This is a genomic window from Pseudomonas resinovorans NBRC 106553, assembly GCF_000412695.1.
Lineage (GTDB): Bacteria > Pseudomonadota > Gammaproteobacteria > Pseudomonadales > Pseudomonadaceae > Metapseudomonas > Metapseudomonas resinovorans_A.
The window spans coordinates 1,168,312-1,180,296 of the sequence record NC_021499.1; the positions used below are offsets into that span (position 1 = coordinate 1,168,312).

Genomic DNA, 11,985 nt, shown 5'->3' on the forward strand with positions numbered 1-11,985 from the left:
CTGGGCTGAGGGCAGGTTAGCGCGGGGTCAGGTGACCGGCAATCCGCGTTGCTGCAAGTGAGCCTTGAGGCGTGCGTGCAGGCGCTCCAGGTGCGGTAGCCCGAGCTGGTGGCGCGCGGCGGTGGCGCAGGCATGGCCCAGGAGGTAGCTGATTTCGGTGCGGCGGCCGTTGGCGACGTCCTGGTACATGGAGGAATAGTTCGCGGCGGTGGCCTGGATCACCCGCAGCACCTCCTCGTGCAGGTCCTCGGCGGCGGCGGGTTGGCCGCAGCGCTGGAGCAACTCCACCAGTTCCGCACAGAGCACGCTGACCTCGGCCGGGTGCTCGGCGAGGCCGCCGTTGCGGCAATCGTGCAGCACGGTGAGCGGGTTGATGGCGCAGTTCAGTGCCAGCTTGCGCCACAGCCGCGAGAGGATGTCCGGCGTCCAGCCATGGGGGATACCGGCGTGCTCCAGCTCGTCCAGCCACTGCGGCGCGCCAGGTCGCTGGGGGTCGCCGAGCCAGGTGAAGCCATGGCCGGCGAAGACCACCTGGAAGTCCGACTCGCGAAAGGCGCCTTCGGTACTGGAGGCCAGCACGCAGCGGGCGTGGGGTACGCGCAGGGCCACCTGGTCCTGGCTGCCGAGGCCGTTCTGCAGCAGGATCAGCTCGGCGCCTGGGGCCAGGCGCGGCAGCAGCGGCTGCACCGCGGCTTCGGCGTCGTAGGCCTTGCAGGCCACCAGCAGGCGCTCGATTGGGCCGGTGCCGCTGGGCAGTTCGGCGGCAATCGGGTAAAGCCGCGCCTGGCCCTGTTCCACCAGGGTCAGGCCGCCCGCGGCTTCATAGGCCTTGAGTCGCGCGCGGTCGCGCAGCAGCAGGCGCACAGGCACCCCGGCGCGGGCCAGGCGGGCGGCCCAGAGGCTGCCGAGGCTGCCGGCGCCGAGAACGTGCCAGGTCATGGTTGCGGGAGGCGCAGGGCGGTGACCCGGCCGCTGGCGTAGGCTTCGGGGAGCATGGCGGAGGCCTTCTCCAGGAGTTCCTCGGGGTCCAGGGGCAGGGCCTTGGTATCGAGGCCCACCAGGGCGATGCCGGCCTTGAGGGTGATGAACCCTTCGCTGGTCTTGAAGGCCTTCAGGTTCAGCCCTTCGTGCAGCCGCCGGAAGCTGCTGGGCGAGCATTCGTGCAGGTCGTCCAGCAGGGTGATCAGGCCGAAATGGCTGTCGTCCACGCGGGTCAGCACGTCCAGCGGTCGCACCAACTGCTGCAGGCGCCGGGCGACGCCGTGCAGCAGCTCGTTGTAGAAGGTTTCGCCGTACTGCTGGCGCAGCTGAGGCGCATCCAGCAGGCCGATCAGCAGGTAGCACAGCGCGCCGCCACGGGATTCCACCTGGCGCAGGCTGTCGGCGAGCTTCTGTCGCAGGTAGCGCGGGTTGCCGAGGCCGGTGAGGGAGTCCACCAGGTTGCGTTGCTCCAGGCTGGCGATGTTCTGGGTCAGCAGGCGGTTCTCCTGCAGCAGGCGCTGCAGTGTATTGCACAGCCGGTCGGCGGCGTAGACGCGGGGCACCAGCTGCTCGCTCATGGCGGCCTTGCTGATGAAGTCGTCCACGCCCCGGTCGAAGGCTTCGCCCAGTACGTTCTCACCTTCCTTGCCGGTGAGCAGGATGATGTAGCTGTAGTGGTCGGTCATTTCGTCGAGCTGGCGTACCCGCGCAGTCAGTTCGAGGCCGTCGATCTCGGGCATCAGCCAGTCGGCGAGGATGACGTTGGCCGGCTTGTCTTCCAGCAATTGCAGGGCTTCGCTGGCGCTGCTGGCGAATCGCAGATCCTGGTAACCGGCCTGGCTGAGCGTGCGGCCGATCATGGCGCTGGAGAACTTGGCATCGTCCACCACCAGGATACTGAGATGAGGGTTGGGCATGTGGCAGGCTCGCAAGGAGGAGGTGGGATAGAAAATTATGGCGTTATGATATCAAGTTGCAATCAGATTGCCTTGTGGCCCTACCGTTCTGCCGGTTTCGGACTGCTGGGCACGGCGCCGAAATGCAACGCGTCGCTCGGTTATAATGGGTGCGCATTTTTTACCGTCAAGCCAGGCGCTTTCATATCCGTGATGCAGATCGCGCCGTCTATCTGGAGGAATCCCATGCCCTCGTTCGACGTGGTGTCCGAACTGGACAAACACGAAGTCACCAACGCTGTCGACAACGCCATCAAGGAGCTCGAGCGCCGCTACGACCTGCGCGGAAAGGGCACCTTCGAGTTCAAGGAACTGACCGTCACCCTGACCGCCGATGCCGACTTCCAGCTCGAGCAGATGATCGAGATTCTCAAGCTGGCCCTGGTCAAGCGCAAGATCGATGTCCAGTGCCTCGAACTCAAGGATTCCTACGCTTCCGGCAAGTTCGTGAAGCAGGAAGCCGTGCTGCGTGAGGGTATCGACAAGGAACTGGCGAAAAAGATCGTCGCGCACATCAAGGACAGCAAGCTCAAGGTCCAGGCGGCCATCCAGGGCGAGCAGGTGCGTGTGACCGGCAAGAAGCGTGACGACCTGCAAGAGGCCATCGCCGCCTTGCGTGCCAAGGAATTCGGCATGCCCCTGCAGTTCAACAACTTCCGCGACTGAGCGGAACCTTCGCGACCGATTCGCGTCGCAACCCTAGAGTGTCCTGAACCTTGTTCGCCATGGCTTGTCCATGGCGACCTGGTTTTGTATTGCCCACGAAGTGCAGGAGAGCATCCATGGAGCTGAACGTCGATCAACTGGTGACGGCATCCGAAACCTGGGGGCCCATCGCCCTGGAATACAGCGGCAAGCTGTCCCTGGCCCTGGTCACCCTGTTGCTGGGTTGGTGGCTGATCAACCTGCTGACCGGCCGGGTCAGCGCCCTCATGACGCACCGCCGCGTCGATCGCACCCTGCAGGGGTTCATCGGCAGCCTGATCAACATCATCCTCAAGGTACTGCTGATGGTCAGCGTGGCCTCGATGATCGGTGTCGAGACTACCTCCTTCGTCGCCGTCATAGGTGCCGCCGGCCTGGCCATCGGCCTGGCCCTGCAGGGCAGCCTGGCGAACTTCGCCGGTGGTGTGCTGATCCTGCTGTTCCGGCCCTTCAAGGTCGGCGATTTCATCGAGGCCCAGGGCGTTTCCGGCACCGTGGACCACATCCAGATCTTCCACACCGTGCTGCGCACCGGCGACAACAAGACGGTGATCGTGCCCAACGGCAGCCTGTCCAACGGGATCATCACCAACTACTCCAAGCAGGAAAACCGCCAGGTGCTCTACGACGTGAAGGTGGACTACTCCGCCGACCTGTCCAAGGCGCGCGACGTGCTGCTCAAGCTCGCCCGCGACCCCCGCGTGCACCAGAACCCGGAACCGGTGGTGGTGGTGTCCGCCCTGGGGGACACCTCGATCAATCTGTCCCTGCGGCTGTGGACGTCCAACGCCGACTACTGGGGCGTGATCTTCAAGCTCAACGAGCAGCTGCGCGACAGTTTGAGCGCGGCCGGCGTCGAGCTGGCGCAGCCGCCGCGAATGGTCCAGGTGGTACCGGCCTGAGTCCCGACTGCGCCATGAAAAAGGCCGGCATATGCCGGCCTTTTTCATGTCCGTGGGAAATCAGGGCTGCTCGGTGGAACCGTTGGGCGCGGTCGGCGCGCTGGGCGAGCCGTTCTCCTTGGGTTGCTGGCGGTCGCGTCCCCACTGGATGGCGATCAGCAGCAGGGTCGGGATGCCCAGCAGGGCGGTGAGCAGGAAGAAGTTGTGGTAGCCCAGGCTCTCTACCATCACCCCCGAGTAACCGCCGATCAGCCGTGGCAGCAACAGCATGATGGAGCTGAGCAGGGCGTACTGGGTGGCCGAGAACTTGAGGTTGGTCAGGCTCGAGAGGTAGGCGACGAAGGCCGAGGTGGCCAACCCTGCGCTGAAGTTGTCGCAGGAGATGGTCAGGATCAGCATGTTCAGGTGCGCGCCCATGTCGCTCAGGGCCACGAACATCAGGTTGGTGGCCGCCGAGCTGACGCCGCCGATGAAGAGGATCGGCAGGATGCCGAAGCGCACGATGAGCAGGCCGCCGGCGCCGGCGCCGAGCAGGGTCATCACCAGACCGAACAGCTTGCTGACGCTGGCGATCTGTTCCTTGGAAAAACCCTGGTCGATGTAGAAGACGTTGGCCATCACGCCCATCACCGTGTCCGACATCCGGTAGGTGGCGATCAGGCCCAGCAGCAGCAGCGCTTGCCAGCGGTAGCGCTGGACGAACTCGTTGATGGGGGTCAGCACCGGCGCCATCAGCAGGCGGCCGGCGGCGGAGAAGCAGGCCAGGGTGATCAGCAGGAACAGGGTGCCGCGTGGCCAGGCGCCGGAGGAGAAGGCCTTCACGGCGGCGGCGATGGTCACCAGGATCACGATCAGCACGATGATCGACACCGTCTGGTGGACGAAGTCGAAGTTCGGCATCACCTTGCCCCGCGCGGCCACCAGTAGCTGACGACGCTGCTGGCTGAGCAGCTCGCGCACCGGCAGGATCTGGCGCATGCCCCAGGGCGACAGGCAGGTGATCAGGAACAGGGCGTAGAGCGCGGCGCGCGGCCAGGCGCGATCGAGCAGGCCGGTGATCATCGCCGGCAGGGAGATCAGCATCACCAGCAGGATAAGCACCGACGACAGCTGGTGCTTGAGCTTGAAGCGTGAGCTGTTGCTCTGGATCGGCAGGTCCACCTTGGGTTCGCGCATCCACAGGCTGGTGATCAGCCCCGGCAGCATGAGCAGGGCGAACAACAGGTAGGTGCTGGCCCAGGCGCCGTACTCGTAGACTTGGGTGGTGGAACCGAACCACTCGGCGAAATACAGCGCGCCGGCGGTGGCCAGCAGCGCCGAGACCCGGTAGCCGGTCATGTAGCTCGCGGCCAGCGCGGCCTGGCGGCTGTCTTCGGCGATTTCCAGGCGGTAGGCGTCGATGGCGATGTCCTGGGTGGCCGAGGCGAAGGCAACCAGTACCGCCAGGGCGATCAGCCAGGTGAGGTTGGTCTGCGGGTCGCACAGCGCCATGCCCACCAGGCCAATGCCGACCGCGGCCTGGGACAGCACCAGCCAGGAGCGGCGGCGGCCGAGGCGGCCCAGGAAGGGCAGGCGCCACTGGTCGAGCAGCGGCGACCAGATCCATTTGAAGGCATAGGCCAGGCCGATCAGGCTGGCGAAGCCGATGGTCTCGCGGGAAACCCCGGCTTCGCGGAGCCAGACTGAAAGGGTGGAGAACACCAGCATGTAGGGCAGGCCGGCGGCGAAACCCAGCAGGAGCAGCGAGAGAGTAGCCGGCGAGGCATAGGCGGCAATAGCGGCGCGCCAGGAACTATGGGGCATTAGCGGTGCGGTCCGAAAGGCGTGGTGCTGGACATGGGGCTGCTCGCGGCGTCCGGGAAAGGGGCAGGAAACAGGGCAGGGCGCACTCTAACCCTTGGGCGGCATGGGAAGCCAGCCGTGCCGACGCATGTCCACCTTGTCGTTCAGGATACTGACACCTTCCGCGCGCAAACGTGCCCGCTGCTCGTTGCCCGATGGCGTGCCCACGGCCAGGCTGAAACGCCCGCCGGAGCCCAGTACCCGATGCCAGGGCAGCAGGGTGCCGCTCGGCAGCTGGCTCAGGGTCCGCCCGACCCAGCGGGCGGCGCGGCCCAGGCCCGCCAACTCGGCGAGCTGGCCATAGGTCACCACCTTGCCCTCCGGTACCTGGCCGAGGGTCAGGTAGAGCGCCTCGCGACGGATGTCCGGGCTTGCTGTCGGCAAGTCCGCCCATGCATGCTCTCGCGCTTCTTCTTTCTTTTGCTTGCCGACCATGCTGCTCCGTAGCCTATTTACCCTGCTCGCGTATCTGGCCTGTGCGCCGCTGCTGGCCGATACCCTCTGGTTGAACAACGGCGATCGCCTGACGGGCGAGATCATTCTGCTCGACGGCGGCAAGCTGGCGCTGAAGACCAAGTATGCCGGCCAGGTGCTGATCAACTGGAAGGATATCGACACCCTGCGCACGGATAAACCGCTGCTGATCAAGCGCGAGGGCCTGGACAGCCAGCATAGCCAGAGCCTGGAGGCGGCGGGCAAGGGCATGGTGCGCTTGCACAACGGTACGAGCGAAATCGTGCCGCTGGCCAGCATCCGGCAGATGGTGCCGCCGCGGCCGATGCTCAGGGACCGCATCTGGGAGGGCAACCTCGACGCCAAGCTGGACCTGGAGCGCAACGAGAACAAGACGGACGAGTGGAAGCTCAAGGGCGACACCCGCGTCGAACACGGGCGCTGGCGCCACGTACTGAGCGGCGAGCTGGAGAAGGAGAGCAAGAACGGCGCGCGGACCGAGGACAACTGGGAGATGGAGTACGACCTCGACCGCTTCTTCACCGAGCACTGGTTCGTTCGCGGCAGCCATGAGCGGCAAGTCGACGACTTCCAGTTCGTCGAGCGCCAGCGCTCCTATGGCCTGGGCCCGGGCTATCGCTTCTGGGACAGCGAGCTGGGGCGCTTCGACCTGATCACCCAGTTCAGTCGCTTCCAGCTGGAAAGCGACGACGGCGACCTGGACTTCAATGCCTATTCCTTCGAATGGGACTTCAAGCGATTGCTCTCCGGCACCCGCTTCGAAATCTATTCCAAGGCGCAGGTGCAGGTCCCGCAGATCAGCGAGATCGACTACGTGCTCGACAGCGAATTCGGCCTGCGCTACCGCATCAACGGCTGGGCCAGGCTATCGCTGCTCTATGAGCTGGACCAGTTGCGCGGGCTCGGCCAGACCTCTTCCGACCGGCACTATCTGTTGGGTGTGGGTATCGGCTGGTAGGGCATTCGGGCGGGGCACGCCCATCGCTTTTTCGGAACTCGCAGGGGAAGGGCCGGTCAGTCCTTGCTCTGCTGTCGGTCATGAGGATAATGCCCGGCTTTTTCGAAAATCCGAGCAAAGAAGTCGCTTTATGTTGTCCCGATCCCTGCTCTGCGCGGCGCTTGTCGCCGCATCCTCCGCCGCTTTCGCCGACACCGTCTGGCTGAAGAACGGCGACCGTCTCACCGGTACCATCCGCGTCTTCGATGGCGGCAAGCTGGTCCTGGAGACCGACTACGGCGGCACCATCCCCCTGGACTGGAAGAAGGTCGCCACCCTGGAAAGCGATCGCGAACTGCTGATCAAGCAGGACGACCTCCACGGCGAGCGCGCCAAGTCCCTGCATCGCGCCGAAGACGGCAAGGTGATCCTGGCCAACGGCGAGGCACCCAAGGAGGTCGAACTCGCCAGCATCGAGCAGATCATGAAGCCCAAGCCGCTGGTGGAAGACCTGACCTGGACGGGCAACATCGACGTCTCCCTGGACTACAAGCGCGCCGAAAAGGACACCGACGACTACGACGTCGACTTCCGGACCCGGGCCCGCCATGGCCGCTGGCGGCACAACGCCTCGGGCGAGTACAACCGCGAATTCACCGACGATGTGAAGACCTCGGAGAACTGGGAAACCGAGTACGCCCTCGATCGCTTCATCACCGACAAGTTCTTCTGGCAGGGCCGCGGCGAGTACAAGCGCGACAAGCTCGGCGACATCGAGCGCCAGCGCACCCTGGGTACCGGTCCCGGTTACCAGTTCTGGGACGACGAGCTGGGCGCCTTCTCCCTGGCGGGGCTGGTCAACCGCACCGACTACCGCTTCGCCACGGGCAACAAGGAAGGCTTCTACTCCCTCAGCACCAAGTGGGACTACAACCGCTACCTGGTGGGCAAGACCGTGGAGCTGTTCACCAATGGCGAAGTTGGCCGCCCGCTGGACAACACCGCCGACTACTCGCTGGATGCCGAACTGGGCCTGCGCTACAAGCTCACCGACTGGGCCTCGCTCAACATGAAGGCGGAAAAAGACCTGGTCAGCGGCGCCGAGGGCGAGATCGACGAAACCCGCTACACCGTCGGCTTCGGCGTAGGCTGGTAACGGCCTGTCTAGCCGCCGCCTCAGGGTGGCGGCCTTACACCCAGGCGCCATTCCCGTACATCCGGTCCGCTTTCCCTTGCTGGTGTAAACTTAAAAGTCCAATATGGAAAAATAGTTTACATCCAGCCTCTGGGAGCGCCCCGATGACCAGCACCTCGCCCCTCGTCCTTGGCCAATCCGACGCCCGCCGCCTGCTCCAGCAGGTGGACGTGCACCAGGCCATGCGCCGCATGTTCCAGGACCTCGCTGCTGGCGAAGCCGTGCAGCCGGCCCAGCAACTGGTGGAGTTCCCCAACGCCGCCGGCGATTTCATCAACTACCTGGGCGTGCTGGCCAAGGATGGGGTCTACGGGGTCAAGACCTCGCCCTACATCAAGAAGCCCGATGGCGCCCTGGTGACCGCCTGGACCCTGCTGATGTCCATGGACAGTGGCCAGCCGCTGCTGCTCTGCGATGCCGGCGAGCTGACCACCGCACGCACCGCCGCCACCACGGCGGTGGCGGTGGAGGCCCTGGCAGCGGAGCGCGCCAGCCGCCTCGCGGTGATCGGCAGCGGCCCGGTGGCCCGCGCCCACCTGCATTATGTGAAGGGCCTGCGTGACTGGCAGCGCATCGCGGTGTTCTCGCCGGCCCTGGCCGCAGACGCCGACCTGCAGGCGCAATTGCGCACCCAGGACCCCCGCGTGAGCATCGCCGGCAGCCTGGAAGAGGCGGTGGCCGAGGCCGACGTGGTGATGCTCTGCACCTCGTCCGCAGGTCCCGTGCTCGACCCGCGCAGCCTCACCCGGCCGGCTTTGGTCACCTCCATCAGCACCAACGCCCCGCGCGCCCACGAAGTACCGCCACAGGCCCTGGGCGAAATGGATGTGTATTGCGACTACCGCGCCACGACCCCGGGTTCCGCCGGCGAGATGCTGCTGGCCGCCGAACAGCACGGCTGGAGCCGCGACAGCATCCGTGGCGACCTGCCGGAACTGCTGAGCGGCCAGGCGCCGCGCCCGGACTACCAACGCACGGTGTTCTTCCGCTCCATCGGCCTCGGCCTGGAAGACATGGCGCTGGCCAATGCCCTCTATCATCTGCAGCGCCAAGGCCAGTGAGGTGGACTCCATGAACCAGGCTGACTTCATCATCATCGGTGCCGGTATCGCCGGCGCTTCCACCGGTTTCTGGCTGTCCCGCCATGGCCGCGTGCTGGTGCTGGAACGCGAGGAGCACGCCGGCTACCACTCCACCGGCCGTTCCGCCGCCCTCTATACCGTCGCCTACGGCACGCCCCAGGTGCGGGCGCTGACCGCCGCCAGCCGCGCCTTCTTCGATGCACCGCCGGAAGGCTTCAGCGAGCACCCGCTGCTCACCCCGCGCGGTGAGATGGTGGTGGACTTCACCGGCGACGCCGAAGAGCTGCAACGCCAGTTCGACAGCGCCCTGGAAAATGTCCCCGACATGCGCATGCTGACCCCGGACCAGGCCTGCGCCCTGGTGCCGGTGCTGCGTCGCGACAAAGTGCAGGGCGCCATGCTCGACCCCAGCGCCGCCGACATCGACACCGACGCCCTGCACCAGGGCTACCTGCGCGGCATCCGCCGCAACGGCGGCGAAGTACGGCACAGCTGCGAAGTCACCGGTGTTCGCCGCGAAGGCGAGCAATGGCTGCTGGAAACCACCCAGGGCAGCTTCCAGGCCCCCGTGCTGGTCAACGCCGCCGGCGCCTGGTGCGACCAGCTCGCGCAACTGGCCGGCGTCCAGCCCCTGGGCCTGCAGCCCAAGCGCCGCGCCGCCTTCATCTTCAGTCCGCCGGAGGGCGTGGACGCCCATGGCTGGCCAGCCCTGGTGAGCCTGGATGAGTCCTTCTACTTCAAACCGGACGCCGGCGTGTTGCTGGGCTCCCCGGCCAACGCCGACCCGGTGGACGCCCACGACGTGCAGCCGGAAGAGCTGGACATCGCGATGGGCATCTACCAGATCGAAGAACACACCAGCATGAGCATTCGCCGTCCCACGCGGGTCTGGGCGGGGCTGCGCTCGTTCTTCCCGGATGGCGACCTGGTGTCCGGCTACGACCCCCGCACACCGGGCTTCTTCTGGGTGGCGGGGCAGGGCGGCTACGGCATCCAGACCTCCGCCGCGATGGGTGAGGCCAGCGCCTGCCTGATCCTGCGCCAGCCGCTGGCCGAGCACCTGGCGAGCTTCGGCCTGACCGAGGCCATGTTGTCCCCCGCGCGGCTGGGATGACGGCGCGGGCGCTTTGCGCCACACTCGCTGCGCCGGGCCCCGCGCCCGGCGCCGATCTTCCCGCTCCAGGAGCCGCTCCATGACCCCGCGCCCAGACCCCGCCCTGGACAACTACCGGGCCATCGCCGACGCCATCGCCACGCTGTTCTTCCCCCATGCCGAGGTGGTGCTGCACGACCTGCGCACGCAGAAGATCGACTACATCGCCAACAACATCTCCAAGCGCAGCGTCGGCGACGACGCGGCCCTGGAAGACATGCTCGGTGAAGACGTGGACGAGCGGAACATCGGCCCCTACGAGAAGCTCAACTGGGACGGCCAGAAGATCCGTTCCATGAGCACCGTGCTGCGCGACGCCCAGGGCGCGCCGGCCGCCGTGCTCTGCATCAATCTGAACATCTCCATGTTCGAGACGGCCAAGGCGGCGCTCGACCTGTTCCTCTCCTCCAGCAAACTCATCCCCCAGCCCGACGCTCTGTTCCGCGACGACTGGCAGGAGCGCATCAACAGCTTCCTGCACAACTGGCTGCGCCAGCGCCAGTTGGGCCTGAACCTGCTCACCCGCGAGCACAAGCGCGAGCTGGTGCTCGCCCTGCACGCCGAAGGCGCCTTCAAGGGCAAGAGCGCGGCCAACTACGTGGCCAACGTGCTCAATATGGGGCGTGCCACGGTCTACAAGCACCTCAAGGAATTGAAGGAAGAGTCGGTCTGAGCACCGTGTAGGAGCGAATTCATTCGCGAAACGGACCCACGGCCCGCTGCGCGGTCCTTCGCGATTGAAATCGCTCCTACGTCGAGCCGGCCGTGCCAGGTAGGAGCGTGGCGCTCGGTCAGATCCTACGGGGTGGCGCGTAGCTTGCGCCGGAAGGCCCCTGGCGTTTCCCCGCACAATTGCTTGAACAACTTGGCGAAGGTGGCGCGGTCGGCGTAGCCCACCTGGGCGGCGACCTGCTCCAGTGAGCGCGTCGGATGGCGCAGGGCGGTCTGCGCGGCGCTGATGCGCAGGCGTTGCAGGTAGGCGTTGGGCGTCAGCCCGGTGGCGGCCTTGAAGCGACGCAGCAGGGTGCGGCTGGAGCAGTGGGCGCGGGCCGCCAGCGCCTCCAGGTCCAGCGGTTCGGCCAGGTGCCGTTCCAGCCAGAGCAGCAGTGGCCCGATCTGCGGGTCCTCACTGCCGATCGCCGGCAGCAGTGGCGCGAAACGTGACTGGCGGCCGCGATCCAGGTCGAACACCAGGGCGCCGGCCACACGCCGCGCCAACCAGTCGCCGCCGTGCCAGGCGATCAGGTGCAGGCAGAGGTCGAGCCCGGCCTGGGCGCCGCCGGAGCAGAACAGGTTGCCGTCCTCCGTGAGCAGGGCCTCCGCGTCCAGGCGCACCTGTGGATAACCCTTGCGCAACGCCGGCGCCAGTGCCCAGTGGGTGGTGGCCCGGCGACCGTCGAGGCGCCCCGAGGCGGCCAGCAGGAACGCACTGCTGCAGAGGCTGGCGAGCTGCTGGGTGTCCGGCCGTGCCGCCAGCCAGGGCAGCAGCTCGCGGTTGGCCGCCAGGGTCCGCTCCACCGCGGCACCGGTGGCGCTCAGCACAATCAGGTTGGCCGCTTCGGCCAGTTCCAGGCCGCCGTCCACCCGGACCTCGGCCATGCCGATATCCACTGGCTGGCCATCCCGGCTGAAGCGCTGCACCAGGAACAGCGGCTCGCCGGCCAACTGGTTGGCCAGGCGGAAGGCGTCGTCGGCCATGGCCAGGCTGGAGCAAACGGTCTGGGGGCAGACGAACAGGGCTACACGGATCATGGCGGG

Annotated in this window: 12 protein-coding genes; 7 read left to right on the forward strand and 5 right to left on the reverse strand. The window is 66.4% G+C overall.

Annotated elements, in window-relative coordinates:
• Nucleotides 1-27: 27 nt before the first annotated feature.
• Both PCA10_RS05420 and PCA10_RS05425 read right to left on the reverse strand, forming a co-directional pair.
• The gene (locus PCA10_RS05420; RefSeq protein ID WP_016491026.1) at nucleotides 28-939 is read right to left on the reverse strand and encodes a putative 2-dehydropantoate 2-reductase; all 912 of its coding nucleotides are present in this window, start codon (nucleotides 937-939) and stop codon (nucleotides 28-30) included.
• The gene (locus PCA10_RS05425) at nucleotides 936-1,898 is read right to left on the reverse strand and encodes a GGDEF domain-containing response regulator (RefSeq protein ID WP_016491027.1); all 963 of its coding nucleotides are present in this window, start codon (nucleotides 1,896-1,898) and stop codon (nucleotides 936-938) included. Before PCA10_RS05425 ends, PCA10_RS05420 begins: the two co-directional genes overlap by 4 nt.
• A gap of 225 nt (nucleotides 1,899-2,123) precedes the next feature.
• Between PCA10_RS05425 and PCA10_RS05430 the strand changes: the two genes are divergently transcribed.
• A complete protein-coding gene (locus tag PCA10_RS05430; protein ID WP_016491028.1) occupies nucleotides 2,124-2,603 on the forward strand; it encodes a YajQ family cyclic di-GMP-binding protein in 480 nt (159 codons plus the stop codon).
• 116 nt (nucleotides 2,604-2,719) lie between these two features.
• On the forward strand, nucleotides 2,720-3,544 hold the full coding sequence (locus tag PCA10_RS05435; protein ID WP_016491029.1) for a mechanosensitive ion channel family protein: 825 nt from the start codon (nucleotides 2,720-2,722) through the stop codon (nucleotides 3,542-3,544).
• Between the two features lie 60 nt (nucleotides 3,545-3,604).
• Here the strand turns inward: PCA10_RS05435 and PCA10_RS05440 are convergent, their stop codons facing one another.
• A complete protein-coding gene (locus PCA10_RS05440) occupies nucleotides 3,605-5,347 on the reverse strand; it encodes an AmpG family muropeptide MFS transporter (RefSeq protein ID WP_016491030.1) in 1,743 nt (580 codons plus the stop codon).
• Nucleotides 5,348-5,434: 87 nt separating this feature from the next.
• Entirely contained in the window at nucleotides 5,435-5,821 is a 387-nt protein-coding gene (locus tag PCA10_RS05445) for an MGMT family protein (protein ID WP_016491031.1), read from the reverse strand.
• On the opposite strand from PCA10_RS05445, the gene PCA10_RS05450 reads away from it, so the two are divergent.
• From PCA10_RS05450 to PCA10_RS05470, 5 genes are all read left to right on the forward strand, one after another.
• Complete coding sequence (locus tag PCA10_RS05450) at nucleotides 5,820-6,818, forward strand: DUF481 domain-containing protein (protein ID WP_016491032.1); 999 nt, start codon at nucleotides 5,820-5,822, stop codon at nucleotides 6,816-6,818. The two genes, PCA10_RS05445 and PCA10_RS05450, sit on opposite strands and share 2 nt — an antisense overlap.
• A 130-nt stretch (nucleotides 6,819-6,948) precedes the next feature.
• Complete coding sequence (locus tag PCA10_RS05455; RefSeq protein WP_016491033.1) at nucleotides 6,949-7,953, forward strand: DUF481 domain-containing protein; 1,005 nt, start codon at nucleotides 6,949-6,951, stop codon at nucleotides 7,951-7,953.
• A gap of 143 nt (nucleotides 7,954-8,096) precedes the next feature.
• Nucleotides 8,097-9,053 carry an ornithine cyclodeaminase family protein gene (locus PCA10_RS05460; protein ID WP_016491034.1) on the forward strand — a complete coding sequence of 319 codons (957 nt, stop codon included), beginning with the start codon at nucleotides 8,097-8,099 and terminating at the stop codon, nucleotides 9,051-9,053.
• A 10-nt stretch (nucleotides 9,054-9,063) separates the two neighbouring features.
• Nucleotides 9,064-10,188, forward strand: a complete 1,125-nt coding sequence (locus PCA10_RS05465) for an NAD(P)/FAD-dependent oxidoreductase (RefSeq protein WP_041770534.1) — start codon at nucleotides 9,064-9,066, stop codon at nucleotides 10,186-10,188.
• Nucleotides 10,189-10,267: 79 nt separating this feature from the next.
• The gene (locus tag PCA10_RS05470) at nucleotides 10,268-10,900 is read left to right on the forward strand and encodes a helix-turn-helix transcriptional regulator (RefSeq protein WP_016491036.1); all 633 of its coding nucleotides are present in this window, start codon (nucleotides 10,268-10,270) and stop codon (nucleotides 10,898-10,900) included.
• 125 nt (nucleotides 10,901-11,025) lie between these two features.
• Here the strand turns inward: PCA10_RS05470 and PCA10_RS05475 are convergent, their stop codons facing one another.
• On the reverse strand, nucleotides 11,026-11,979 hold the full coding sequence (locus PCA10_RS05475; RefSeq protein ID WP_016491037.1) for a GlxA family transcriptional regulator: 954 nt from the start codon (nucleotides 11,977-11,979) through the stop codon (nucleotides 11,026-11,028).
• Nucleotides 11,980-11,985 lie beyond the last annotated feature (6 nt).

Coding starts and splice junctions, on each gene's coding strand:
- PCA10_RS05465 (WP_041770534.1), top strand. CDS start 9,064: ATGAACCAGGCTGACTTCATCATCATCGGTGCCGGTATCGCCGGCGCT.
- PCA10_RS05475 (WP_016491037.1), bottom strand. CDS start 11,979: ATGATCCGTGTAGCCCTGTTCGTCTGCCCCCAGACCGTTTGCTCCAGC.
- PCA10_RS05470 (WP_016491036.1), top strand. CDS start 10,268: ATGACCCCGCGCCCAGACCCCGCCCTGGACAACTACCGGGCCATCGCC.
- PCA10_RS05430 (WP_016491028.1), top strand. CDS start 2,124: ATGCCCTCGTTCGACGTGGTGTCCGAACTGGACAAACACGAAGTCACC.
- PCA10_RS05425 (WP_016491027.1), bottom strand. CDS start 1,898: ATGCCCAACCCTCATCTCAGTATCCTGGTGGTGGACGATGCCAAGTTC.
- PCA10_RS05460 (WP_016491034.1), top strand. CDS start 8,097: ATGACCAGCACCTCGCCCCTCGTCCTTGGCCAATCCGACGCCCGCCGC.
- PCA10_RS05445 (WP_016491031.1), bottom strand. CDS start 5,821: ATGGTCGGCAAGCAAAAGAAAGAAGAAGCGCGAGAGCATGCATGGGCG.
- PCA10_RS05450 (WP_016491032.1), top strand. CDS start 5,820: ATGCTGCTCCGTAGCCTATTTACCCTGCTCGCGTATCTGGCCTGTGCG.
- PCA10_RS05420 (WP_016491026.1), bottom strand. CDS start 939: ATGACCTGGCACGTTCTCGGCGCCGGCAGCCTCGGCAGCCTCTGGGCC.
- PCA10_RS05440 (WP_016491030.1), bottom strand. CDS start 5,347: ATGCCCCATAGTTCCTGGCGCGCCGCTATTGCCGCCTATGCCTCGCCG.
- PCA10_RS05435 (WP_016491029.1), top strand. CDS start 2,720: ATGGAGCTGAACGTCGATCAACTGGTGACGGCATCCGAAACCTGGGGG.
- PCA10_RS05455 (WP_016491033.1), top strand. CDS start 6,949: ATGTTGTCCCGATCCCTGCTCTGCGCGGCGCTTGTCGCCGCATCCTCC.